Here is a 24,332-nt window from a genome sequence, read left to right as displayed (position 1 = left end):
GACCAGATGAACAACCCCTGCTGGGCCACATACGGCTGGTACAGAGTATGCAGGGCAAGTGCCATACCGACCGACGCGCCGACGGGACTGACGCCGTTGGACTGGTTGAAAATCCGCACGCCCTTGCTAAACAGATCCTGATACATCTGGTTATTGAGCAGTAGACTGTTGTCGGTAGTGCCGGCGGCCGCTACCTGCAAGAACGCGCCGGGAGCCACACCTGAAATACTCCCCGCCAGAACCTCCGCCACTTCCGTGCCATGGCTATTGCCGTTGGCGCCGCCGACGCTGTAGACCGTCTTGCTGATGCGTCCGGCCAGTTGCGGATCGCTGGTATCGAAATCGGTATCGACTATGCCGACCGTGATGCCGGCGCCAGTCAGGCCTTGGCTACGGGCAGCCTTGATATTGCTGGGATCCAGCACGTTCAGCATGACTGGCGGTGGCGGCGTTGCGATCGCTGGCGCTGTTGCTGCGGCATTGCCGCTGCCGTCGGCAGGTGGCGTAGCTGCCGCTGGCGGAGTGCTTGGGGCCGACGCTGCCGGGGGATTCGGATTGCTGCTGCCCCCCCCACCGCCGCCACAACCGGAAATCAATACTAATCCAGCAACAGAGATAATCGACAAGGATCTCCGACGAGACAATTCTTTGTCCATAACGACTCCCCCATATGTGCACTAACTTCAATCCGGCCAAGACCGGCATATCGGCTTGCTGCATTCACACATTCAGTCGCGCATTACTAGTAAGAATTTCTTTTAATTTCCTTTGTGCAATTTATTATGCTCGAGTTTATTGCAACATTCCCCTGTTTTTGTTCATTTATAGAAATTGTTTCTTTATAGATACATATTTAATCCGGCAAGTTGTTGTCGTAGAAAGCGTACCTGAGAGGGGATCGTGAGGGGACTTTTCGGCTGACATGATTTCCAACAGCGTCCTGGCCGCCAATGACTCAGAAAATTTATGGTTCGCCAACTTTAATACCGTAATTGCGACTGCTTTTGTTATTATTACTTTCCGGTAACCTTACCTAAATCCAAAGACACATATGCCGCCTCAAGAGGGCAGCATGTGATCGAAAAATCTCAGGGGATAAACATGACGTTTACAGAGTCAATTAAAGTCTGCTTTTCCAAGTACGCCGACTTCAATGGCAGGGCTTCCCGCTCCGAATATTGGTGGTTCGTGCTTTTTACGGTGTTGCTGTCGTTCGCCGCCAGTGCGATCAGCGACAAGTTCAGCCTGCTTGTTTCAGTTGCCACGTTGCTGCCATCCATAGCGGTTGCAGCGCGACGCCTGCATGACACGAATCGCAGCGGCTGGTGGCAGCTGATCGCATTTCTCCCGATCATCGGCTGGATTGTCATCATATATTTCCTGATTCAGGAAGCAAAAGAGCCGAACAATTTCGGTGCGGCACCGATGGTTCCAAACCTTCCGGAAACCTGAAACGACGCCGGCAACCGCCTCCTCCAAGCGTCGAGGCAGTGCGGTAACGACGGGAATTTCGTCGAAATTCCCGTCCCCATCTTCCCCGCAGGAACCCATGAAATCCGTTCTCCTAGTTATCGATGTCCAGTATGGTTTATTTGATGAAACACCGCGCCCGTTCGAAGCCGATGCAGTTGTAGAGCGCATCAACATCTTGACGGCCAGAGCCCGCGCTGCAGGGGTGCCTGTGGTGTTTATCCAGCACGAAGCCGGCGATATCGAATACAACTCCGCACACTGGCAACTCCAGCCCGGATTGCAGGTAAAGGAAGGCGACGTAAAAGTGCGCAAGACCACGCCGGACTCCTTCCTCCGCACTGAACTCGAAGCATTGCTGGCGTCATGGCACACTGAACACGTCGTGATCTGCGGTTACGCTTCGGAATTCTGCGTCGACACCACCACCCGCCGCGCCGCCGCACTCGGTTATCCTGTGACGCTGGTATCCGACGCCCACACCACCCACGACAAGGCGCATGCGACCGGGCTGCAGATACGCACGCATGAAAACGCGACGCTGCCCAACATCGAGAGTTTCGGCCCGGAAATCAAGGCGGTTGCCACCTCTGAATTGCATTTCACAAATTAGGCGCACAGGCAGGGAACCGTAAATGAAAAAACGCCGCAAACCTTGTATTTATCTGGTTTGCGGCGTTTTGTTTGCATTTACTGCAATGTATAGTGGTGCCCGAGGCCGGACTTGAACCGGCACACCCTTACGAGCGAGAGATTTTAAGTCTCTTGTGTCTACCGATTTCACCACTCGGGCAATTCTGCGGTTCCCAAGAAACGCGCAAAACATATATCTGCAGAGACTACCTGCGATACGGGACAGGGCCGCATTCTAACAGGTTCTTATTGCCAAGACCATCCTGAAGTCGGGCATTTTCCCAGCCATCATGTCATAACCAGTTTTCCAGCCGCAAAGCAGCAACTCTTTCAAACTCACGCATGTTATTCGTTACCAGTGTCAGCCCCTCGCTACGTGCGTGTGCTGCGATATGTAAATCATTTACCCCTATTGACGTTCCGCTGCGCTCGAGATTGGCGCGTATATCACCGTAATGGGCGGCGGCCTTGATCGTGTAATCTAAAACCTCCAGTCGAGAGCAAAAATCTTCGACGATACGTAAATTATGCTCTGGTTTGGCACTTTTCTCTGCGCCATGGATTAACTCGGCAGCGGTAACCACCGACAGCGACATTTGTCCGGAATGCGTATTGAAAACCTCCATCACTTCAATTGGACGACGCTTGATGACGTAAATAACAATATTGGTATCAAGCATGAATTTCAGCATTAAAACGTCTCTCTCTCTTGCTGTACCTGTTCAGCACGTACGCTCATGAAGTCATCAGTGACATTTTCATAATCTATGAAAAAGCTATCCCAAGTATTCATCAGAGGCGCAATCACTCGCTCCTTGCCTACAGCACGCACAGTGACTTTCTTTACGTTTTCAGGAAAGCGCAATTCTGCCGGCAGACGTACAGCCTGGGTACGGTTATTAACAAAAACAGTGCTTTGAGACATAGCTATCTCCTCGATTCATGTATATAGCCAAAGTATATAGCACATTCAAAACAAATTTCAAGGTCATCCCAATTTCGGAAAACAACACCCAGTACACACTGACATCAAGCTGAGCGAGGCCGACATGCCTGCACGTTCACCACATGCGAACCCGACCTGTCACTTTTGATAGGTTATCAAAAGGAGATTATTTACCTATTCTTGACTCAATTACGTTGCCCCGTTACCTAATGCCTTTTTTGGCCGGCAACGCCCTTCAGCCGCAAGTCTATTTCCCACGGTAACGATGCACCTCAATTCAAAGCAATGCCAACCTCTCCGGCGCGTTGGATGGCTTGCGCGCTGCAGCACAAAACCGGACCGACACGAGCCCATGACATTCTGATGCACGTACCAGGGTCACCATAATGAAAAAAATCAGCTACGAACAAGCGTCCGCCATAATGAACCTGCTGGTCGTACGCAACAGGACAGCGAAAGCGGACTGGATGATATCGAGCTATCCGCATATGCGCGGAGTGCTGGTAGAGGCCGTTGAAGCACTCGATCACTATGGCTGGAAATGGTGGAGCAAGCAGCCTCGCGATTTTACCCAGATACAGTTGAAACTCGTTGACATTCTGCACTTCACCCTGTCCCACATCTTGAGCGAAAACGACGGCAACCTGGATGCCGCTGCCATTACGCTTGTAAAGCGCTCCGACCCGGAGTTATCCAGCTGCCATTTCGATGGCCGCGAGTATGTAATAAGTAAATGCGACATTCCTCAACTATTAGAATTGATCGCCGCATTTGCTGTCAGTCGACGCAATAACTTGCCCTTGCTTGAGGTGACTTTTCACGCGTCTGGATTGGATTGGAACAAGGTCGTGAATCTATACACGGTCAAGCATGTACTGTGCATTTTTCGACAGAATAACGGATACAAGGAAGGCCGCTACGCCAAGATCTGGTGCGGCAAGGAAGATAATATCCATCTGCTTGAACTTGCCTCCACCCTTGATTCATCCGCTTCGGATTTCCAGCTTCAGTTGTATCAGCGGTTGGAAGAGCGTTATGTTTCGCTTTCGTCGGCGTTGGCGACGCCTTTAAAAAGTGGGCAGTGTTCGTGACGTATTTGCAAGCCATCCATATTGGCGTTGGCCAGAGCCCTGACCCTGGCCTCATATGCGCTAGCCCATGAACTTAGTCGTTGAGTAGTACTGTAAGCATTACCCGTTCCATGACCAGCCTGCGTAATATCTTCAAGAGTCACTCCCAACGCTTGACGCGCTGCTGGATCAGTTAAATCCAAAATATTATTAATGGAAATCTCATTGGTCACTAACACTTTACCCGCTAAAGGATTTACAGAGCCGGGCGAATAACTAGCAACTTCTGCGGCGGCAGTTTGCGATGTTGTTCCTGAGTAAATCGCCCCAACTCCTTCCGGAGAATAACGGAAATTAGCTTTCACGTTGCCCGGATATATTTGAAAAGTTCCTTCAGCAAATTCGGGGGAAGCATATCTATAAACTTTACCTGTGTAGTCAATACTGCTCGAGCCATCATATGTACCTCTCGCCCAAGCATAGGCCGCAGCCTCAGCATTAACCGCTCGAGTCGAGATAAAGCTCATAATTCCGGCCGGGGCGAGTCCGATTGCGGCATACGTATATGCAGCCGCCTGCGGACTTAGTCCCAGTGATTGAAGTGCCTGTTCTCCATATGTTACCGTGGGTTGCCCTGCCAGCTTCCCGCTACCGGCCACCAGATTGTCGGCTAAGACTGTTCCCGTCAATGCCGCCGCCGCACATCCAAGTCCTGTCGTACAGGCGAGTCCATCGCCAACTAATCCAGCTATGGAAGCCCCTGCTTGAACGGCACCTTCAAGTCGAATGCCTAGGCGACTTTGGGTCGCGGGATCACCAACGTACTGATCAAAACCGGTGTATTTAAACAAAGTGTCATAGCTCCGCCCCTCCCAGCCCTTTTGACTTGCTAACAATAACTTTTCATTTGTCATGCTCGCTCCGGCATCCTGCAAGGCTTTTAAATACGGATAGCTAGGATCGTCAGTAGGCACGCCATCTGCACAATGCGCCATTGCACAAGCCGCTGCTGTCAGTCTCGCTTCTTTTTGCGGGTCGCCGTTAGCCAATTTTTATCAGCGCCTTCGGTCAATAGAGGTACTTGGGTCGCAGCCATATATTTTTATCGCCTTCTTGTTTTCATATTGGGGATGTGGCTGCGCCCGCCACTGCCGGTGCGATGTTAACCGTCTGCCTGCCGCTACCGGCGGTATTGACCGTGGTAGCAGTTCCGCCGTCGCTGACGATGCCTGCAGCCCAGGAAAATCCGGATGTGCCAAGGCACAAACTGATCAGCAGCGCTAATGGCTTCCTGCATGCAATTTTTGTAAATCCGGCACGGCTGCTAACTGCAGATGCTGCGCACTGCCCCCACTTCCCCATGCATTACTTTCTTGATATTCATCGAATGGGGGAGATACTACGTGGCAACATGACAAGTGGACAACTGGAAAGTTCTTTGCTTGTTGAAAATTGGCAATAATTAACAAATATGTCAGATAAATGCCACAAAGAAATAGTATTTAAATAACATTAAAGTGTTATTCGAATAATTATTAAATCTGAATAGAAATTATGCAGCTGCCGCTGCCGGCGGTGCCGATGTCCCACTAGCCGCCCCCAAAGACAGCAAACGCTGCGCCATGCAAAAAACAAACAGCAGCACGCCGATCACAATCTTGGTCCACCATGAACTCAATGTGCCGTCGAAGGCAATCAAGGTCTGGATCAGACCGAGGATGAGCACGCCGGTCAGCGTGCCGGCGACGTAGCCGTAGCCGCCGGTGAGCAAGGTGCCGCCGATCACCACGGCGGCGATAGCATCCAGCTCCGTACCCTGCGCATGCAAGCCGTAACCGGACAACATGTAGAACGAAAACAGGACGCCGGCCAGCGCCGCGCAAAATCCGCTGAAGGCGTACACCAGTACTTTAGTGCGCCCCACCGCCAACCCCATCAGCAGCGCCGACTGCTCGTTGCCGCCGATGGCATACACTGCGCGCCCGAAGCGCGTGTAGTGAGCGATGTAGATTGCCACCGCAAGCATCAGCATCGCGATCACCACGCTAGGCGAGACGAAGGCGCCAAGAAATTCGATGCGGGCTTGCGACAGGGTCACATACAAGGGCTGGTCGATCGTAATCGAATTGATGCTGATCAGGTAGCACAAGCCGCGCGCCAGAAACATGCCGGCCAGCGTTACGATGAATGACTGCAGTTTGAAAAAATGTATCAATGCTCCCATCAGCGCCCCGAATGCGCTGCCGATCAGGAGCACGCAGCCGATCACCAGCAACGGCGGCCAATGCCACGACTGCAGCAGGTAGGCAGAGATCATGGTGGTCAAGGCCAGCACCGAACCGACCGACAGATCGATGCCGCCGGATAAGATGACAAAGGTCATGCCGATGGCAATCACCAGCAGGAAGGCGTTGTCGATCAGGAGATTCAACACCACCTGCAAAGAGAAAAATCCGTTATAGGTGAACGATCCCAAGGCAAACATCACGACCAGCAAGGCTACTGTCGCCAGCGAAGTGAAGTAAGGAGACGACAGTGACTTGCGAAAGAATCTCATCGTAGATTTCATTTCTTTTTACCGTTAGAAGAGCGCGACCGGCCAGCGCCGCCAAACAGTTCCGTCCCCAATCCGCGAAACTCCGGCGATTGCGAAAGGCACACCGCGAACACCACCACCGACTTCACCACCATGTTCACCTCCGGCGGCACGCCCATCGAATAAATCGTATAGGTCAGCGCCTGGATGATCAACGCGCCGATGACGCTGCCGACCAGGCTGAATTTTCCACCGGCCAGAGAAGTGCCCCCCAGCGTTACCGCCAGGATCGCATCCAGTTCCAACAGCAGGCCGGCGTTGTTGGCGTCTGCGCTCTTGATATTGGAACTGATCATCAATCCCGCGACACCAGCGCAGGCGCTGCAAAACATGTAGACGAAAAAAATCAAGGCGGCGGTCCTGATGCCGGCTAGCCGCGCCGCCACCGGGTTGATGCCAACCGTCTGGATGAATAAGCCCAGCGCGGTTTTACGCATCAGCAGCGCGACCACAATAAATACGCCTATTGCGATAAACAGAGAAAACGGCAAACCGAACAGATAGCCGCTGCCAATATAGAAAAACGGTTTGTAGTACACCGTGATGATCTGGCCATCGGTCAGTAATTGCGCCAGTCCGCGCCCGCCCACCATCAGGATCAAGGTCGCTATGATCGGCTGCAAACCGAGTGTGGCCACCAGGAAGCCGTTCCATACACCGCACAGGATGGCCCCCCCCATGGCGGCGGCAAGCGCCCATATCATGGGTATCCGGCTGGCATATTCCGGTACGCCGTTGTGCATTTCCATCGTGCCGCCTATCAGTAGTGCGGCTACGGTGCCGGAGATGGCCACCACCGCACCCACGGATATATCGATGCCGCGCGTCGCGATTACCAGGGTCATGCCGAGCGCGGTCAGTATCAAAGGTGCGGCACGGTTGACGATATCGATCAGGCTGCCGTACAGATGACCGTCTTTCCATTCAAGCCGGAAGAATCCCGGGATCATGAAAAAATCGACTGCCAGCAGCAGCGCCAATGCTGCCAGCGGCCGTAACAGCGGGTGACGCAGCAGCAACCGCAAAGATGTTAATGAATCTGAGGCGGCCTGGTTCTGCAACGTGGCGCCGGATAGCGGATCGTGATTCATCGGATCGTGATTCATCGGATTGGAATTCAATGGAATGCTCATTCGCACTCTCCTGCAATCACCTGCAACACCGATTCGTCGTCGAGCTCGCCACGCGAGTACTCGCCGCAGGCCTGGCGATCGCGCAATACCAGCATGCGGTCGCTGCAGCGTAGCACCTCGGGAATTTCGGATGAGATGAACAGGATCGCCATACCCTTGCGACACAAGGCGATGACGTGATCCATGATCTCTTGCTTGGCGCGGACGTCGATGCCGCGTGTCGGCTCATCTAGTATCAGCATGGCGGGATCGGTGGCAAGCCAGCGCGCCAGCAAGGCTTTCTGCTGGTTGCCGCCGGACAGGGAGCTGATCGGCGTCTCGATATCCGGCGTCTTGATGCCTAGCCATTTGACGTAATCGTTGGCGATCGCTTGCTGGCGCTTGCGCGGAATGACGCGCAGCAAACCGGCGCGCGCTTGCAGCGCCAGGATGATGTTTTCTCGTACCGACAGCGCAAGTATCGCACCTTCCGCTTTTCTGTCTTCCGAACAAAAACCGATGCCAGCTGCGATGGCGTCACGCGGCGAGTTGAATCTGACGGCTTTGCCTTTCACCGATATGCTGCCGCTATCGGCTTTATCGGCGCCGAACAGCAACCGCGCGGCCTCGGTTCTACCGGAACCGAGCAAACCGCAAAACCCGAATACCTCTCCAGCCCGAAAATCCAGATCCAGCGGCGCAAGTATTCCTTTGCGGCCCAGTCCGCACGCCTGCAACACAGCTTCGCCGGCGCCTGTTGCGCGTGGCTCTTTATCTGCGCCAGCTACCTCCGCCGCTGGCTGCGCCTGCAAGCCAACCATTTTATTCACCAGATCGAAACGACTCAACGCGCTGGCCATGTATTCGCCTTCGAGAACGCCGTTCCGCAATACCGTGATACGGTCTGAAATTTCGTAGGTCTGTTCCAGGAAATGCGTCACGAACAGGATCGCCATGCCCTGCCCTCGCAGCTTGCGCAAAACGTCAAACAACAAACGAACTTCGGCCTCATCCAGGCTGGAGGTAGGCTCATCAAGAATCAGGACTTTGGCAGAGACGCTCAGCGCACGTGAAATCGCCACCATCTGCTGGATCGCCAATGGATAGCGGTCCAGGGAAGCCGTCACATCGATATGGATTTGCAGGTCGCCTAGCAGACGCTGTGCCTGCTGCTGCATGGTTTTCCAGTCTATGCCAGTGTATTTTCTGGGATAACGGCCGATAAAAATATTCTCAGCCACCGACAAGTTCGGACACAGGTTGACTTCCTGATACACCGTGCTGATGCCAAGGTTCTGCGCCTCATGGGTGGAAGACGGCTGTATGGCATGGCCGTCCAGGCGAATTTCGCCGCTGTCGGGTGCATAGACACCGGTCAGTACTTTAATGAGAGTGGATTTTCCGGCGCCGTTTTGCCCCATCAGGGTATGCACTTCCCCGGGGTACAGACGTAAAGCGACATCGCTAAGCGCTTTGACGCCGCCGAATGCTTTATAGATACCGTTTAATTCCAGCGTCGGTGAAACCCCGCCGTTCACTGCTTGAGCAGAAGCGCCTGTTACCGTTTTATTCATCCGCTTGCGATCCCGAATTTCTCACGCGCAGTCCTGGAGACCTGCGCATGCCTGCAAAACGCCACGCTAATACGGCGGACGGGCTAGCCGCCCGCCGCCGTGCGTATCAAACTACAGCAAACTTGAGCAACAAAATTAGTACTTGCGGTTCGGGAATTCCTTAGCTGCCACTTCTGCCGGGAATACGCTTTCTTCCGTCGTAATGCGCTTAGGAACGGTCTCGCCGGCAAGCACTTGTCTGGCCACCTTCATGAGTTGCGGGCCCAACAACGGGCTGCATTCGACGGTGACGTTAAGCTTGCCAGCCATCATTGCCTCAAACGCGCCTTTGACACCGTCGACCGAGATCACCAGGATATCCTTGCCAGGCTTCAGACCCGCCTCTTCAATGGCCTGGATAGCACCGATCGCCATGTCGTCATTGTGTGCGTATAAAACATTGATTTTTTTACCATCGGTCTTGAGGAAGGCTTCCATCACTTCCTTGCCTTTGGCGCGGGTGAAATCACCGGTTTGCGAGCGGATGATTTTCAGATGGGGATTAGCGGCGATGGTTTCAGCAAAACCTGCCTTGCGGTCGATCGCAGGGGCGGAGCCGACGGTCCCTTGCAGTTCAACGATATTGATATCGCCCGCGGGCATGGTCTTGGCCCGTTCCAGCAACCAGCGTCCCGCGCGGCGGCCTTCTTCAACGAAATCGGAACCGATGAAAGTTACATACAGAGACTTGTCGCTGGCGTCGACCGCACGATCGGTAAGGATCACAGGGATCTTGGCGGCTTTTGCTTCACGCAGGACAGTGTCCCAGCCCGATTCAACTACCGGAGAAAATGCAATGACGTCCACCTTTTGCGCGATGAAGGAACGAATCGCCTTCACCTGGTTTTCCTGCTTTTGCTGCGCATCGGCGAACTTGAGCGTGACGCCGGCCTGTTTAGCCGCATCCTTGATCGATGCGGTATTTGCGGTGCGCCATTCGCTTTCGGCGCCAACCTGGGAAAAGCCAAGCACCAGCGGTTTTTCAGCAAATGCGCTGCCGGCAATTCCCAATCCGAGGCCCAGGTAAAGGGCTGCGCTCAATATAGTTCGGCGTGTCATTTTCATTGCTAGTCTCCGTTATTATGTTTTTGGATAGATAAAATCTTTGAAGGGCGCACCCATACTAGGAGCTAAACCGGCCATTTTCCAATGAATTTTTTGAGGTTTCAGATACATGTTTGAGTATCTGTGCGGCAATGCCGGGGCATTCGCTTGTCGGCTGACACAGATAGATCAGGCGCATTTTGGACAAAAAAAAGCCCGCTAACTTTCGTTGCGGGCTGAATCCAAACCTTGAGAGGTGTTGGAGGAGACAGAGACACTATATCGCACCGCAGCATATCAGTCTGCTTGATTGTCGTGATACCAGATATTCACCAGCCAGATAGCGTGATAATTAAATAGTGTGAAGTAGTGTGACGTGGTGCGGGATCACGAGTTACCGGGTTACTTACGCGCCGCGTCCAGTATCAGGCCGGCCAGGCGCTCGTAGTTGCCGTCGAAATGATGGCCGCCGGTCAGTTTCAGCAATTTGACGCGGCTTGCATCCAGGCTCGGGCAGGCGGAATCGGTTTCTTCGCTACCGTAGATGCACATTGCCAGGCCGGCAGGCAGTTTTGCGACTTCGGGCGGAATCGGCAGGCCATCATTGACGGAGCTGACCCAGTTGGTCAGATGGAACTGGAAATCGGCTTTTTTACCCAAACCCATCATGGCTACCAACGGCACGGACGCCAGCGCCTTGCCCGACAAGCGGCTAGCCACAAACGGCAAGACATCGGCTCCTTGCGAATAACCGATCAATATCACTTTGCTTTTCTTCCAGCGCGCCATATAAAACTGCATCAGGCGCTCTACATCTTTTGCGGTCGATGCCGGCGTACGTGTGCTCCAGAAATAGCGTAGCGAATCAATGCCGACTACCGGCACACCGCGCTTCGAGAGTGCGGTCGCGACATCACGGTCGATCCCGGCCCAGCCGCCATCGCCGCTGATCAGGATAACCATGGTGTCGGCATCACGGCCACGTTCTGCCTGAGGTTGATCTGGCGCGGCAACCTCCACTACCGGCAAATCGGACACCGCCGCAGGTGGCGTTTGTACCGCCACCGCTTGCTTCGCATTCAGGTTGGTATACACCGTTTTCAACTGTGCCAATCCACCTTGATCCGTGCCGGGCACCGTGATCACCTCTGCGCCAGCGACACTGCTGGCAAAGGTGCGCGTAACGCCAGCTTCGCAATGCCCTGCCCCGGCGGCTTTTTCATCGAGCAAGATGCGCCAGGCTGCGGGCAACCTGGACACCGGCAACAGATCCACGCCCTTGCCTTTTGCGTGCGGTTTGAAATGCACGTTCTCGCCCTTGCAAAGCGGTTTGCGCAAACTCAAGGCGGGACAGAATCCCAGCGATACGGCGCCGCTGAAAGTGTTCGCAGGCGCCTGTGCCAACATGGCGTAAGCAAAGCTGGCGCCGGAACCTTCGCCCACCAGAAGCGGCGGATAATATCCCGGCACTTTTTCATAGGCCTGCACGAAGCGGCTCAGGTTTTCCAGATCGCCGTCTGGAAATGCGCAGTCGCCGCCGTCGGCATTGAGGCTGGCAAATAGCTGCGGCGTGCTGATGCCTGCCACCAAAGCGCCTTGCTGCGCCAGGGCTCGCGCCTTATCGGCGGCGCTCTTGTCCCAGCCGGCGTCGCCGGAAAGCAGCAAGACGACGCCATTGATTGCTGCCGCTGGCCGGTAGACTTCAATATTCTTGAAGCGGCCGTGGCTTAAGCTGTGGTGCGCGTCGTTGGCGCTCGCTGCGCTTGCTGTATTTACTGCATTTGCCGCATTGCCGATGAGCGCCATTGCGCACAGCGCCAGGCATATGAATTTCTGTTTCCGATTCAGATTTGGACTCATTTACTGATGGTTCCCTTGAGGCCGCCGCTGATCAGCGCGGCGGTGTCGGTGAAAGCAAACAACGGTCCCAGGCCGCCCTTGGTTACCAGGTAACGCGCCTCCCACACCGGATCGAACTTGTCTTTGAAATTGCGCAGGCCACGGAAATTATAGAAACGCCCGCCGTGCATGAACAACATGCGGCCAAAGCGCTGCCAACGCGGCGCCAGCTGATGATCTTTCATGCCCGACATCGGCGCCATGCCCAGTCCAAAATGCTGAAAACCCCGCTCCTTGAAATACAGCATCAATTGAGAGAACAGGAAATCCATGGTGCCCGGCGGCGCATCCGGCAATTGCCGCATCAAATCGATGGCGGCTTCGATCCGCAATACTTCGGGACACATCAAACTGGCGAAGGCGATGATTTTACTCTCGCGGCGAATCACGGCAACCGGCTGACGCAGGATATAGGCTTCATCGAAACCACCCAGCGAAAAACTCTTTTCGCGCGTGTCTTGATCGGCCAGCCAGGCATCGGAAACCACTTTGAGTTGATCCAGCAATGGCGGCAACTGTTCAACCGCCAACATCTCGAAACTCAAGCCTTCGCGCTCGGCCCGATTGACGCCATGCCTGAGATTGGCGCGGCGCGGGCCTTGCAGGTTGAATTGATCCAGCGGCACGTAAGCCTCTTCACCCAGCTTATACACCCGCAAACCGGCATCCAGATATAGCGGTAAAGTTTGCGGCCGCACTTTGTAAAATGCCGCACGGCCGCCATGGCCATCGGCCAGTTCGATAAAGCGCCAGATCAGCTCCGACCATTCTTTCTGTTCGCCGACCGGATCGGACAACGCAACCCACGAACGCTTGTGCTTGGCAAACATGATGAAACTGTTGCCTGACGCAGAAAACAGCAGGCTTTTATCGCCCATCAAGGCCAGGCAGGCATCAGCCGCCGGCTGCTTGCGAACAATCTCGGCGGCACGCTGCAATTCTGCTTCGCCCGGACGCTCGGCGATACCCGTGGAGCGCCGGAACAATTGCCACAAGCCCAGGCCGAGGGCCATCACAGCCACCACCATCAGCGTCCGCATCGAGCGCGGTGCATAATCGTCAAACGCAAATTGCCACCACATGCGGTCGGCAAAATCAATATCGCGATAGGCGAACAACAATATCCAGCCGCAAGCCGCGAGCACGCAGGCAACCGCAATCAGCCAGCCCGGTTCGAAGGTTTGTGAAAACAAAGACGAGCGGCGGTCGAATTGTTTGCGCGAAATCACCAGCAGCGAGGCCAGCAGGAACAGCACGATGAATTCGGAAATCGCGATACCCTTAGGTAGCGCCAGGATCCCGGCGATCACTGTCAGCACCAGCGACGCCCACCAGGCCGCATCGAGCCGATGCAGCAAACCACGCGCCAGGAACAGCATCGCCAAACCGGCTACGCTGCCGATCAGGTGCGATGCTTCCACTACAAACAGCGGCACATGCAGTCTCAGCAGTTCTTCTGCATGACGGGTGGCAGGCGTCACGCCGGATATCAGCAACATGGTGCCGGTCACCAGTGTCAATGCAGTGAGCAGCCATGGCGACAATTTCACCGCCGCGCGCGCCACCGGTGCGCCGACGCCGGCGCGCATTTCAAATGCTGCGAGCAAGACCGTTGCCAGCAACAGCGGCAGCAGGAAGTAGACACCCCGGTACAACAGCAAGGCGGCGGCGATATCGCTGGTTGGCGCGTGATTGGCGCAAGCCAGCAAGATCACTGCTTCGAATACGCCGACGCCGCCCGGCACATGGCTGATCACGCCTAGCGCCATGGCTATCGCATAGAACGCGACGAAGGTCGACAAATCGATCATGCCGCTCGGCAGCAAGAACCACAGGGTCGCCGCTGCCGCGCTCAGATCCACCGCAGAGATCAGCAATTGGCGCAGGGCCAGGCCGGCCTCCGGCAAACGCAAATTCCAGCGCCCGAACAGCAGCACATCACGGCGCACGCGGCACAGGAGGATAAAAGCGGCGACGCCCAGCAACACCAGGCCGGCGACCGCCCGTAACAGCCAGCTCGGAATATGCGCCAGCGCCTGGACCTGCGGTGCGCCCCACAGCAAGCCGATGGCGCCGAAAGTAGTCATGCCGAGGCCGAACGCGCCGGCATTGAAGGCGATGGCCTGCGCCACCTGAGACGCTTCGACGCCGCTCGCGGTGTACAAACGCATGCGTATCGTGCCACCGGTCAGCACCCCGAGCCCAACGGTATTGCCGAGTGCGTAGGCAATGAATGAGGTCAAACCGATGGTGGTCCCTTTGACCTTGGCGCCCACGTATCGCAAGCTCGACACATCGTAGCCGGCCAGCGACAGATAACTGACCGCGGTCGCCAGCACCGCCAGTATAAGATTGCTCAGCGGCGTATGCCTGACCGCATGCACGATGCTGCGATAGTGCACATCGGCGAGCAAGGTATGCAGGGACTTGAATACCATGGCGCCCAGAATCAGCACCACCAGCACCGTCAGCCAGAAGCGCCAGCTTACGCCCGTCTTCTGGACAACAGGAGTGACGCCAGCATCAACTTCAGGTGTCGGATTGTCAGTTTGGGATGGGGATGAGTGATGTGCCATGAAACCTTTATCTATCCGGCTGAACCTCGATCAGTTCAGCCGTTGACTGCTGTAATAACTGATAAGAGCCAGTTTACAAAGCAAGGTTCGCTACAGCAAGTAATAAATTGACAAAGAAAAGTCCTGCAAAAACAAAAAAACCGCATCAGCACAAGGCTAGAAGCGGTTTTTTGTACGTTCCCGAAATTGCAGAACATGTTCTTGGAGGAGGCGGTGGGAGTCGAACCCACGATACAGGTTTAAGCCCATATGCTTCCTTAGCAGGGAAGTGCCTTCGACCACTCGGCCACGCCTCCAAACTTAAACGGCTTTTTTACAACGCCGCGTTAAGGACACGAATAATAACTTTTCATGCGGTTTTGGTCAATAACGCCATGCAAGATTATCAGCTTTTTTCGAAAATTTTTTCGATTAAGCGCGATTAAGTGCAATTACGCGCTTTCCAGCCCAAAAGCCTTGTGCAAAGCACGCACTGCCAGTTCCATGTACTTCTCGTCGATCAGTACCGAGATCTTGATTTCGGAGGTCGAAATCATCTGGATATTGATACCCTCTTCGGCCAGGGTACGGAACATTTGGGAAGCGATGCCGACATGGCTGCGCATGCCTACGCCGACTACCGACACTTTCGACACCTTGGCGTCGCCAGTGATGCTGGCAGCACCGATGTGCGCTTTGACCTTCTCGTTCAAGACATCCAGCGCCTTGGCGTACTCGCCGCGCGGCACGGTAAAGGTAAAGTCTGTTTTGCCGTCGACCGACTGATTCTGGATAATCATGTCGACTTCGATGTTGGCGTCAGCAACTGCACCAAGAATCTGGTAGGCGATGCCCGGGCGATCTGGCACGCCGAGTACGGTGATCTTGGTCTCGTCGCGGTTGAACGCGATGCCGGTAATGGTGGCTTGTTCCATCTTGGTGTCTTCCTCAAACGAAATCAGGGTGCCGGAAATTGCTTCTTCTTCCAACGGCATTAATGGGTCAGTCAGCGAAGACAGCACGCGGGTTGGCATCTTGTAGTTGCCGGCAAATTCGACCGAGCGAATCTGCAGCACTTTAGAGCCCAGCGATGCCATCTCCAGCATTTCTTCAAAGGTTACAGTCTTCAGGCGACGCGCATCCGATACTACGCGCGGGTCGGTAGTGTAGACACCATCGACATCGGTATAGATCATGCACTCTGCGGCATTCAGCGCAGCGGCTACGGCGACTGCCGACGTATCGGAACCGCCACGGCCCAGGGTCGTGATATTGCCCAACTCATCGACACCCTGGAAACCGGTGATGATCACCACTTTGCCGGCGTCCAGGTCTTGCCGCACCTTGACGTCGTCAATCGAGCGAATCCGGGCTTTGGTGTGGGCCGAGTCGGTTTCAATGGCGACTTGCCAGCCTGCGTAGGAGACTGCGTCCTTGCCTATCGCATGCAGGGCCATGGCCAGCAAGGCGACCGATGCCTGCTCGCCGGTAGCGGCCAGCATATCGAGTTCGCGTGGATCGGGCTGGGCGGTAATTTCTTTTGCCAAGCCCAGAAGACGGTTGGTTTCACCGGACATCGCGGAGGGCACCACGACGATTTGGTGGCCGGCGTCATGCCATTTGGCAACGCGCAGTGCGACATTCTTGATGCGCTCGGGTGAGCCCATCGAAGTGCCGCCGTATTTGTGGACAATTAAAGCCATAGGGAATGTAGGTGGGTGCTAGAAGCGGGTGTGGTGCAAAAAATAAAATCAACCCTTTAATGTACCCGCAACGGCCGATTATGACAAGAGGCTTACCAGAGAGAAAATGCGGCCGGCGGTGTCGTTCAGCTTAAGACGCCTTGCTTAAATACAACATCATCAGCTTGCCAGCGCAGGCTGACATGCGGCCCCGGCTCGCTTGCCAATTGCAGGCAATCCATGCCAATGCCTGCCGCAAACAGAATCTGCTTGCCGCTGCTTACCAAGGGCAGGCGTTCACGCTCCCAAGGCGGCACGTCGAAAGCCTGGTAATGATATTTGATGCTTTTTGTGGGACGATTCAATGCCAGCTTGAGCCGCTCGCCACCGGAGCGATATTGAATTTGCAACGGATGCGCGCGCAGCCAGTCGGCAGCAATACCCTGCTCCGCCTGGTCAAAATGCAGCACGCCGCCGAACTCAGGGAAATGCATCTCAGCTTCGCCGTTCCAGCGAAACGCTTGCGGTCCGATCTCAGAACGATCGATATCGTCGCGCGGCGTCAGGAACACGCGGTTCCTGTGACGGCGGATATGGCAATCCGGATGCGTCACGCACAACTGCGCATCGGCTTTAGCTTCCAGCAATTGCTGGCGCATTTCACTCAGCCAGGCGCTGGACGGCATACGCAAATGATGCAAGCCGAACCAGTAACGCAGAAGATTATCGATCCGCTCGCCCCTCAACTTCCGCACGTGTTCCAGATCGAGGCATGTGCCGTCGGCACAGATGGCCATGTCTTGCGCCGCCAGATCGATCAACAAGCGTTGGGTAGTCTGCATATGCCCGGAACTGCGCGAGAAACGCTCCTGGAATCCCGGGAAGTATTGGCTTAGCACCGGCATGACTTGCTGGCGCAAGGCGTTGCGGGCATAGCGTGGATCGTGATTCGATTCGTCTTCGATATACGTCAGCTGTTGAGTTGCGGCATATTTTGCTACATATTCTTCCAGCGCTGCACGCGACACTTTCAGCAACGGCCGCGCCATCAGCAATGTGGCATCGCCCAGCAAAGTCGGCGCCGTGTTCCAGCGATCCATGCCCGACAAGCCGGCAGCGCCGGAGCCGCGCAATAATTGCAGCAGCACAGTCTCGGCCTGGTCATCCAGGTGATGCGCGGTCAACAGCAAAGGAACCTGATGTTGGCGGCACAAATCGCCCAGCGCGGCGTAGCGGCTGATGCGGGCCGCTTCTTCTACGCCGCTCTTGTCGCGGTTGCGCAATTCGATACCACGGGTATCGAATTCGACATTCAGCTTTGCGCACATTTCTGCACAATGGATTTGCCATTGATCTGCATTCGGGCTGATGCCGTGGTGGATGTGAAAGGCGAATAGCTTGATGCCATGCGCGCTGGCGTACTGTGCGGCCGCATGCAGCAGGACGCTGGAATCCAGCCCGCCGCTATAGGCAATTGCCAGCCGCGCCGGCTGCTCTTGAACCGTGGCAGGAAACGCTTGCGCGATCTCCGCCAGGGTAGCTTCCAGGTACGCGTAGATACTTATACTTGCAGTAGATGAATTCGACACGCCTATTCTGCAGCCAGTACTTCCTTGAACTTACCGTAGCTCATCAGCTTTTCATGACGCGCGTTCAACAGATCCTTGGTCTTGACACCTTGGAACTGGCGCAAGGTATCTGCCAGTGCGCGCTTCAACAGGGAAGCCATCTGCTTCGGATCGCGATGGGCGCCGCCCAATGGTTCGCTGACGATCTTGTCAATCAGGCCGACTGCTTTCAAGCGATGCGCGGTCAGGCCCAGGGCATCGGCGGCATCGGAAGCCCGCTCAGCGGTTTTCCACAGGATCGAGGCGCAACCTTCAGGCGAAATCACCGAATAAGTCGCGTACTGCAGCATCAGGACTGCATCGCCGACCGCAATCGCCAAGGCGCCGCCGGAGCCGCCTTCGCCGATGATGGTGGCGATCAGCGGCACTTTCAATTCCGCCATTGCGTACAAATTGTGGCCGATAGCTTCCGACTGTCCGCGCTCTTCAGCATCGATGCCAGGGAACGCGCCGGGAGTATCGACAAAAGTGAAAATCGGCAGGCCGAATTTCTCTGCCACTTTCATCAGGCGCAAGGCCTTGCGATAACCTTCCGGCTTCGGCATGCCGAAATTACGCAATGCGCGCTCTTTCGTGTCGCGCCCTTTTTGATGGCCGATCACCATGCAAGCCTGGCCATTGAAGCGCGCCAGGCCGCCAACTATCGACTGGTCGTCGGCGTAGGTACGATCGCCGTGCAACTCATGGAAATCGGTGAATATTTCATTCACATAATCCATGGTGTACGGCCGTTGCGGATGACGTGAGATCTGAGAGACTTGCCAAGGAGTCAGTTTTGCGTAGATATCCTTGGTCAATTGCTGACTTTTTTTCGACAAACGGTCGATTTCTTCCGAAATATCTACCGCGGAGTCGTCCTGGACAAAACGCAGCTCTTCAATCTTGGCGTCTAACTCGGCAATCGGTTGTTCGAAGCCGAGAAATGTTGTTTTACTCATATTATTCCCTTGATTAAACTGCCACTGCCGATAATGTTACCGAAATAAGGTTACCTAAATAAGGTTACTTAAAATTAACATCGGCAATGACTTAATATTCTGCAGATACCGCATCCAGGCTACGCCATAGATACCAGGTCGCTACGGTGCGCCACGGCTCCCAGTTGGCCGATACTTCGCGTGCATCGCTACGCGAAACCGGCTCTCCTGAAAAATAATTGACACTAATGCCCTTGAGCAACCCCAGGTCATCCAAAGGCAAAATATTGGGCCGGAGCAAATTAAATATCAAAAACATCTCCGCTGTCCAGCGTCCGATGCCACGAATTTGCGTCAAATCCGCGATGACATCCTCATCGTCCATCTCCTGCCACTGCTCGGCATTGACCCTTTTCGCCTTGAAATGATCGGCCAGATCAAGAATATAGTCTGCTTTACGCTTAGACAATCCGCAAGCTGCAAGTTGCTCGGGGCCGGCTTTTAATACCTGGGCGGGAGTGGTCTTAGGACAGACTAACAGAAATTTTTGCCATACGGATTCCGCTGCCTTGACCGAAATCTGCTGGCCGACCACCGAGCGTGCCAGCGTGGTAAACGCCTCGCCGCGGCCAACCAGATGCAGGTCGCCGAATTGCGGAATGAGCTTACGCATGATGCGGTCACGCTTCATCAACTCAACTTTGGCATCTTCCCAATATGAAGGCACAAAGAAATTGTTGTCGACAGCTATCGCTTTTTGCATACGCTTACGCCCTTCGCCATTCGGTTTGACCACCGGGCTTATCTTCCAGCAAGATGCCATCGGCTTGCAGTTCCTTACGGATCCGGTCTGCTGCAGAAAAATCCTTGGCTATTTTTGCTGCTTGACGAGCTTGAATTTTGAGTAGGATATCTTGCTCTGACAAAGCAGCTTGTGCAATGCCATTTCCGACAACTTCATTACCGGCGAGTACACGGCCTTTCAAATAATCTTCAGGAGCACGCTGCAACAGACCCAGTACGCCGGCCAATGCCTTGAGCTGGCGTGCGGCTGCCGGCGAACGATTTTTGTTAACCTCATTGGCCAGATCGAACAAAGTTGAAATGGCCATAGGCGTATTGAAATCGTCATTCATGGCTTGCGCGACACGCTCGGCGTGGGCCTCGCTCCAGTCCAGCGGCAAGGCATCCGCCGCCACTTCCTTCAGCGCGGTGTACAAGCGGGTCAAGGCATGCTTGGCGTCATCCAGATTGGTGTCGGCATAATTCAATGGACTACGGTAATGCGCTCGTAGAATAAAGAAGCGCACTACTTCCGCATCATATTTTTTCAGGACGTCGCGAATCGTGAAAAAATTTCCCAAGGACTTGGACATCTTTTCATTGTCGATCCGCACAAAGCCGTTGTGCATCCAGTAATTGACGAACTGGTGGCCATGCGCGCCTTCCGACTGCGCGATTTCATTTTCATGATGCGGGAACTGCAAATCCTGGCCGCCGCCGTGAATATCAAACTGCTCGCCCAGCAATTGCTCCGCCATGGCAGAGCACTCGATATGCCAGCCCGGCCGGCCATGACCCCAGCGCGAGTTCCATTTAACTTCTTCCGGCTCACTCTCTTTGGCGGCTTTCCACAAGACGAAGTCGAGCGGATCGCGCTTGCCGAGATTGACATCGACGCGTTCGCCGGCGCGCAAATCGTCGAGCGACTTGCCCGACAACTTACCGTAGCCGGCAAAATCGCGTACTGAATAGTTGACGTCGCCGTCGCTGCCCTGGTACGCGAGGCCTTTATGCTCCAGCTTTTCGATCAGGGCCAGCATCTGCGGCACGAACGCCGTCGCGCGCGGCTCGTGATCCGGCTTTTGCACACCCAGCGCGGCAGCATCATCGTCCATGGCTTGAATGAAGCGGCCGGTCAGTTGCGAGATCGTCTCGCCATTCTCGACGGCGCGCTTGATGATCTTGTCATCGATGTCGGTGATATTGCGCACATAAGTAACGTCCAGCCCCGACTGGCGCAGCCAGCGTTGCACCATATCGAACACCACCATCACCCGTCCATGACCAAGATGGCAATAGTCGTAGACCGTCATGCCGCAGACGTACATGCGGACCTTGCCCGGTTCGATTGGAGAAAACAGCTGCTTCTCACGCGCCAGCGTGTTATATATTTTCAGGTCGCTCATGGGAAGTTACGGCTTAGGGCACAGAAATAAAGCACGGAAATATTGCACGCCGTTCCATCCGCCTGCACGCTTACCGTGCGAGACGTCAGGACAACTGAATAGCCAAAACTCTTTTGCAGTGCTTAGTTTGATAAAATGTTGCTTTTCGCCGCAGTATATCATTACTGAAATCCGAAAATGCAGCACATGAGACACGAAAACGGGTCCACTTACAAGAAGGAACTTTGATGCCAACACCCCTACGCTTGACTTTTCGCTTGCCACGCCGCAGCTTTACACTGGCGCTTGCCTCTACATTAACTGCTGTTTGCCTGCTAGGTAATCCGTCGTTTGCCAGCGCTGCCGACAAGCCGCATGTTTTGTTGAAAACCAATATGGGCGACATCGTCATCGAGCTGAATCCGGAAAAAGCGCCGAAGACAGTCAAGAATTTTTTAAGCTATGTGAACAGCGGCCACTATAACGGCACCATTTTCCATCGCGTCATCGACAATTTCATGATCCAGGGCGGCGGCATGACCACGGACATGCGTGAGAAACCAGCGCCGAACAAAGTCGAAAACGAAGCCAAGAACGGCCTCAAGAACGTGCCATACAGTGTTGCCATGGCTCGCACTGCGGATCCGCAATCGGCTGGCGCGCAATTTTTCATCAATGTGAACAACAATGAATTCCTCAACTACCCGGGCCGCGACGGCTGGGGTTACGCGGTATTCGGCCAGGTTATCAAGGGCACTGACGTTGTCGACAAGATCAAGAAGGTGAAAACCGCCTATCAAGACGTGCCGACTACCCCGGTTATCATCGAATCGGCTACAGTAACCAAATAAAACCGGCTTTTTACTGCCTTTTTTCAACTTCTTCAACCTCCATCAATCTATTTAATAGGAAATACCATGGCTGTCCTTCTCACCACCAACCACGGCACGATCAAAATCGAACTCGAGGCAGAAAAAGCGCCAAAGAGCGTTGAAAATTTCCTGGCCTATGTCAATGCCGGTCACTATAACGGTACGATTTTCCACCGCGTAATCCCTGGCTTCATGGTCCAGGGCGGCGGCTTCGAACCTGGCATGAAACAAAAGCCTACCAACGATCCGGTCGAAAACGAAGCCAAGAACGGCCTCAAGAACGAGCCGTACACCCTGGCGATGGCACGTACCTCGGCGCCGCACTCTGCTTCTGCGCAATTTTTCATCAACGTCAAGAACAACAGCTTCCTCGACTATCCAGGTCAAGACGGCTGGGGCTACTGCGTATTCGGTAAAGTAGTTGAAGGCACCGATATCGTCGACAAGATCGAAAACGTAAAGACCACGCGTACCGGCATGTTTGCCGACGTACCGGTGGATGACGTCATCATCGAAAAAGCCGAAGTAGTCGCTTAATCCAAGCTTAGCTTCTTCTTTTAGCGCATCCTATGACAGCTTCAGTCTCGAACCAATCCGGCGCCGCAGTTGCGTTGTTTATATCCGACCTGCATTTGCAGGCGGCACACCCGCGTACTACCCAAGCCTTCCTGGATTTTCTGCGGGAGCAGGCAACGCGGGTGCAGCAACTGTACCTGTTAGGCGATTTGTTCGAGTACTGGGCTGGCGACGACGATCTGGAAACGCCGTATAACCGCGAAATTGCCGAAGCGATCCGGCAAGTCAGCGATAACGGCGTGCAGGTTTTCTGGGTCGCCGGCAACCGGGATTTCCTGGTTGGCGAAAGCTTCGCGCAAGCGGCCGGCCTGACTCTGTTGCCTGATCCATCGGTAATTACCGTCGGTGGCCGCCGCCTGGCAATCGCCCATGGCGATGCGCAATGCACCGACGATCTCGCCTACATGGAGTTTCGCGCGCAGGTGCGCCAACCGCAATGGCAAGCGCAATTCCTGGCGCTGCCGCTGGCACAACGCAAGGCAATCATTGCCGGCGTTCGCAAGGAGAGCCAGGAAGAACAGCGCCACAAATCCATGGAAATCATGGACGTCAATCCGGCGGCTGTGGCCACCTTGTTTGACACTACCGCTACCACCACCCTGATTCACGGCCATACCCACAGGCCGGCACGCCACCATTCCGGCGGCGACGGCGAGGCCGCCCGTACGCGCTATGTGCTGCCGGATTGGGAGTATGACGTCAAGGCGCAGAGAGGCGGCTGGATTGCGATTGATGCGAGTGGCGTGATTCGGCGCTTTGGCCACGATGGCCACGAATTAGCCGATTGATTAGCCGATTGAACCGCCCGCTGAGCGATTAGTCGAACTGTCGCTTGAACTCGGCAAACTGCGCCGACAAATCATCCATCTGGCGCCGCAGGCTGACAACTTCTTCTTCAAGCTGGGCGATCCGGTCCTGGCTTCCACTTCTCACCACTGAGGCGCTGCCGGCCATGGCATCTGCCATTGCCTGCTGCTCCAGGATTTCCTCACCCGCCAACAAATGGGCATAGCGCGATTCCTTGGTGCCGGGCGCCTTCGCCAGGCGCGCCACCAATGGCGGATACTTATCGACCAGGAATTGCAAGGCCGTTTCAACCTCGCCGACAGAGGCGAAATCATGCAGCCTGCCACTACGGCTACGCAACTCGCCCGCCGTCTGAATCCCGCGCAGCATCAAGGTAGTCAGTACCGCCAGCTTGTCTTGCTCCAGCAGCCATTTGACGCGCATCCGGTGTTCGTATTTGGCCACCCGGGCGCCGGCCTGATTCACTTCCACCACCAGTTTGCGCAGCATCAGGCGCTGCAACACATCCAGCACCGTCGACTCGGCGATAGCCATCACCGGATCGCGACTGGACAACTGGTTGCAGCCATTGGTCAGCGTATTCAGGGACAAGGGATAGTTGTCCGGCGTCAGCGCTTCTTTTTCTGCAAGAACCGCCAGCACGCGAATTTCAAACTGATCGAGAAATTCATCGGAGCGGCCAGAATCCGCCGCCCGCTCACCATCATTATCGCCTGCCGGAATACCGTCTACTTCTTGATTCAT

23 protein-coding genes and 2 tRNA genes are annotated in these 24,332 nt (G+C 54.9%); 7 read left to right on the top strand and 18 right to left on the bottom strand.

What is annotated here, in order from left to right:
- The coding region (locus tag BM029_RS13985; RefSeq protein ID WP_244545047.1) for a S8 family serine peptidase at positions 1 to 626 on the bottom strand (626 nt) is incomplete at its 3' end.
- Between the two features lie 448 nt (positions 627 to 1,074).
- On the opposite strand from BM029_RS13985, the gene BM029_RS13980 reads away from it, so the two are divergent.
- Positions 1,075 to 1,452 carry a DUF805 domain-containing protein gene (locus BM029_RS13980; RefSeq protein ID WP_371329122.1) on the top strand — a complete coding sequence of 126 codons (378 nt, stop codon included), beginning with the start codon at positions 1,075 to 1,077 and terminating at the stop codon, positions 1,450 to 1,452.
- Between the two features lie 97 nt (positions 1,453 to 1,549).
- Positions 1,550 to 2,083: a cysteine hydrolase family protein gene (locus tag BM029_RS13975; protein ID WP_092436962.1), complete on the top strand. Its 534-nt coding sequence runs from the start codon at positions 1,550 to 1,552 to the stop codon at positions 2,081 to 2,083.
- Positions 2,084 to 2,176: 93 nt separating this feature from the next.
- Here the strand turns inward: BM029_RS13975 and BM029_RS13970 are convergent.
- The 3 genes from BM029_RS13970 to vapB all read right to left on the bottom strand — a co-directional run bounded on the left by BM029_RS13970 (position 2,177) and on the right by vapB (position 3,028).
- Positions 2,177 to 2,263, bottom strand: a tRNA-Leu gene (locus BM029_RS13970).
- Positions 2,264 to 2,396: 133 nt separating this feature from the next.
- Positions 2,397 to 2,795 (bottom strand): type II toxin-antitoxin system tRNA(fMet)-specific endonuclease VapC, encoded by a 399-nt coding sequence (vapC, locus tag BM029_RS13965; RefSeq protein WP_092436960.1) that lies wholly within the window; start codon positions 2,793 to 2,795, stop codon positions 2,397 to 2,399.
- Positions 2,795 to 3,028 carry a type II toxin-antitoxin system VapB family antitoxin gene (gene vapB / locus BM029_RS13960; protein ID WP_092436958.1) on the bottom strand — a complete coding sequence of 78 codons (234 nt, stop codon included), beginning with the start codon at positions 3,026 to 3,028 and terminating at the stop codon, positions 2,795 to 2,797. The genes vapC and vapB overlap by 1 nt, the downstream gene beginning before the upstream one ends.
- Before the next feature lie 407 nt (positions 3,029 to 3,435).
- On the opposite strand from vapB, the gene BM029_RS13955 reads away from it, so the two are divergent.
- Complete coding sequence (locus BM029_RS13955; protein ID WP_092436956.1) at positions 3,436 to 4,140, top strand: dUTP diphosphatase; 705 nt, start codon at positions 3,436 to 3,438, stop codon at positions 4,138 to 4,140.
- On the opposite strand, the gene BM029_RS13950 is transcribed toward BM029_RS13955, so the two are convergent.
- On the bottom strand, positions 4,083 to 5,168 hold the full coding sequence (locus BM029_RS13950; RefSeq protein ID WP_139217248.1) for an RES family NAD+ phosphorylase: 1,086 nt from the start codon (positions 5,166 to 5,168) through the stop codon (positions 4,083 to 4,085). The genes BM029_RS13955 and BM029_RS13950 overlap by 58 nt on opposite strands.
- 32 nt (positions 5,169 to 5,200) lie before the next feature.
- On the opposite strand from BM029_RS13950, the gene BM029_RS25915 reads away from it, so the two are divergent.
- The gene (locus tag BM029_RS25915; protein WP_170851079.1) at positions 5,201 to 5,581 is read left to right on the top strand and encodes a hypothetical protein; all 381 of its coding nucleotides are present in this window, start codon (positions 5,201 to 5,203) and stop codon (positions 5,579 to 5,581) included.
- Between the two features lie 90 nt (positions 5,582 to 5,671).
- On the opposite strand, the gene yjfF is transcribed toward BM029_RS25915, so the two are convergent.
- The 12 genes from yjfF to cysS form a co-directional block, all read right to left on the bottom strand.
- Positions 5,672 to 6,676 (bottom strand): galactofuranose ABC transporter, permease protein YjfF, encoded by a 1,005-nt coding sequence (gene yjfF / locus BM029_RS13940; RefSeq protein WP_092436950.1) that lies wholly within the window; start codon positions 6,674 to 6,676, stop codon positions 5,672 to 5,674.
- 8 nt (positions 6,677 to 6,684) lie between these two features.
- Positions 6,685 to 7,806 carry an ABC transporter permease gene (locus BM029_RS13935; RefSeq protein WP_092436982.1) on the bottom strand — a complete coding sequence of 374 codons (1,122 nt, stop codon included), beginning with the start codon at positions 7,804 to 7,806 and terminating at the stop codon, positions 6,685 to 6,687.
- A 38-nt stretch (positions 7,807 to 7,844) separates the two neighbouring features.
- Positions 7,845 to 9,401, bottom strand: a complete 1,557-nt coding sequence (locus BM029_RS13930) for a sugar ABC transporter ATP-binding protein (RefSeq protein ID WP_092436949.1) — start codon at positions 9,399 to 9,401, stop codon at positions 7,845 to 7,847.
- A 135-nt stretch (positions 9,402 to 9,536) separates the two neighbouring features.
- Complete coding sequence (locus BM029_RS13925) at positions 9,537 to 10,505, bottom strand: ABC transporter substrate-binding protein (RefSeq protein ID WP_092436947.1); 969 nt, start codon at positions 10,503 to 10,505, stop codon at positions 9,537 to 9,539.
- A 381-nt stretch (positions 10,506 to 10,886) separates the two neighbouring features.
- Complete coding sequence (locus tag BM029_RS13920; protein ID WP_092436945.1) at positions 10,887 to 12,344, bottom strand: AcvB/VirJ family lysyl-phosphatidylglycerol hydrolase; 1,458 nt, start codon at positions 12,342 to 12,344, stop codon at positions 10,887 to 10,889.
- The gene (mprF, locus tag BM029_RS13915) at positions 12,341 to 14,959 is read right to left on the bottom strand and encodes a bifunctional lysylphosphatidylglycerol flippase/synthetase MprF (RefSeq protein WP_092436943.1); all 2,619 of its coding nucleotides are present in this window, start codon (positions 14,957 to 14,959) and stop codon (positions 12,341 to 12,343) included. The genes BM029_RS13920 and mprF overlap by 4 nt, the downstream gene beginning before the upstream one ends.
- 202 nt (positions 14,960 to 15,161) lie before the next feature.
- Positions 15,162 to 15,255 (bottom strand) — tRNA-Ser (locus BM029_RS13910).
- A 135-nt stretch (positions 15,256 to 15,390) separates the two neighbouring features.
- Entirely contained in the window at positions 15,391 to 16,641 is a 1,251-nt protein-coding gene (locus BM029_RS13905) for an aspartate kinase (RefSeq protein ID WP_092436942.1), read from the bottom strand.
- Positions 16,642 to 16,766: 125 nt separating this feature from the next.
- On the bottom strand, positions 16,767 to 18,209 hold the full coding sequence (gene tilS, locus BM029_RS13900) for a tRNA lysidine(34) synthetase TilS (RefSeq protein ID WP_092436940.1): 1,443 nt from the start codon (positions 18,207 to 18,209) through the stop codon (positions 16,767 to 16,769).
- Positions 18,210 to 18,211: 2 nt separating this feature from the next.
- Positions 18,212 to 19,186, bottom strand: coding sequence for an acetyl-CoA carboxylase carboxyltransferase subunit alpha (locus tag BM029_RS13895; protein WP_092411921.1), 975 nt, complete (start codon positions 19,184 to 19,186; stop codon positions 18,212 to 18,214).
- 91 nt (positions 19,187 to 19,277) lie between these two features.
- Positions 19,278 to 19,928 (bottom strand): DNA-3-methyladenine glycosylase family protein, encoded by a 651-nt coding sequence (locus BM029_RS13890; protein ID WP_092411922.1) that lies wholly within the window; start codon positions 19,926 to 19,928, stop codon positions 19,278 to 19,280.
- Positions 19,929 to 19,932: 4 nt separating this feature from the next.
- Positions 19,933 to 21,354: a cysteine--tRNA ligase gene (cysS, locus tag BM029_RS13885; protein ID WP_092436938.1), complete on the bottom strand. Its 1,422-nt coding sequence runs from the start codon at positions 21,352 to 21,354 to the stop codon at positions 19,933 to 19,935.
- Between the two features lie 227 nt (positions 21,355 to 21,581).
- On the opposite strand from cysS, the gene BM029_RS13880 reads away from it, so the two are divergent.
- The 3 genes from BM029_RS13880 to BM029_RS13870 all read left to right on the top strand — a co-directional run bounded on the left by BM029_RS13880 (position 21,582) and on the right by BM029_RS13870 (position 23,569).
- Positions 21,582 to 22,184: a peptidylprolyl isomerase gene (locus BM029_RS13880; protein WP_092436936.1), complete on the top strand. Its 603-nt coding sequence runs from the start codon at positions 21,582 to 21,584 to the stop codon at positions 22,182 to 22,184.
- A 66-nt stretch (positions 22,185 to 22,250) separates the two neighbouring features.
- Positions 22,251 to 22,742, top strand: coding sequence for a peptidylprolyl isomerase (locus BM029_RS13875; RefSeq protein ID WP_092436934.1), 492 nt, complete (start codon positions 22,251 to 22,253; stop codon positions 22,740 to 22,742).
- Positions 22,743 to 22,774: 32 nt separating this feature from the next.
- Complete coding sequence (locus BM029_RS13870) at positions 22,775 to 23,569, top strand: UDP-2,3-diacylglucosamine diphosphatase (protein WP_092436932.1); 795 nt, start codon at positions 22,775 to 22,777, stop codon at positions 23,567 to 23,569.
- Positions 23,570 to 23,597: 28 nt separating this feature from the next.
- Here BM029_RS13870 and BM029_RS13865 read toward each other — a convergent pair whose 3' ends face one another.
- Positions 23,598 to 24,332, bottom strand: coding sequence for a YceH family protein (locus tag BM029_RS13865; protein ID WP_092436930.1), 735 nt, complete (start codon positions 24,330 to 24,332; stop codon positions 23,598 to 23,600).

The sequence above is a fragment of the Collimonas sp. OK607 genome (assembly GCF_900111995.1).
GTDB lineage: Bacteria > Pseudomonadota > Gammaproteobacteria > Burkholderiales > Burkholderiaceae_D > Collimonas.
The sequence above is the reverse complement of the archived record's forward strand: the minus strand, read 5'-3'. Positions and strand labels throughout refer to the sequence as shown.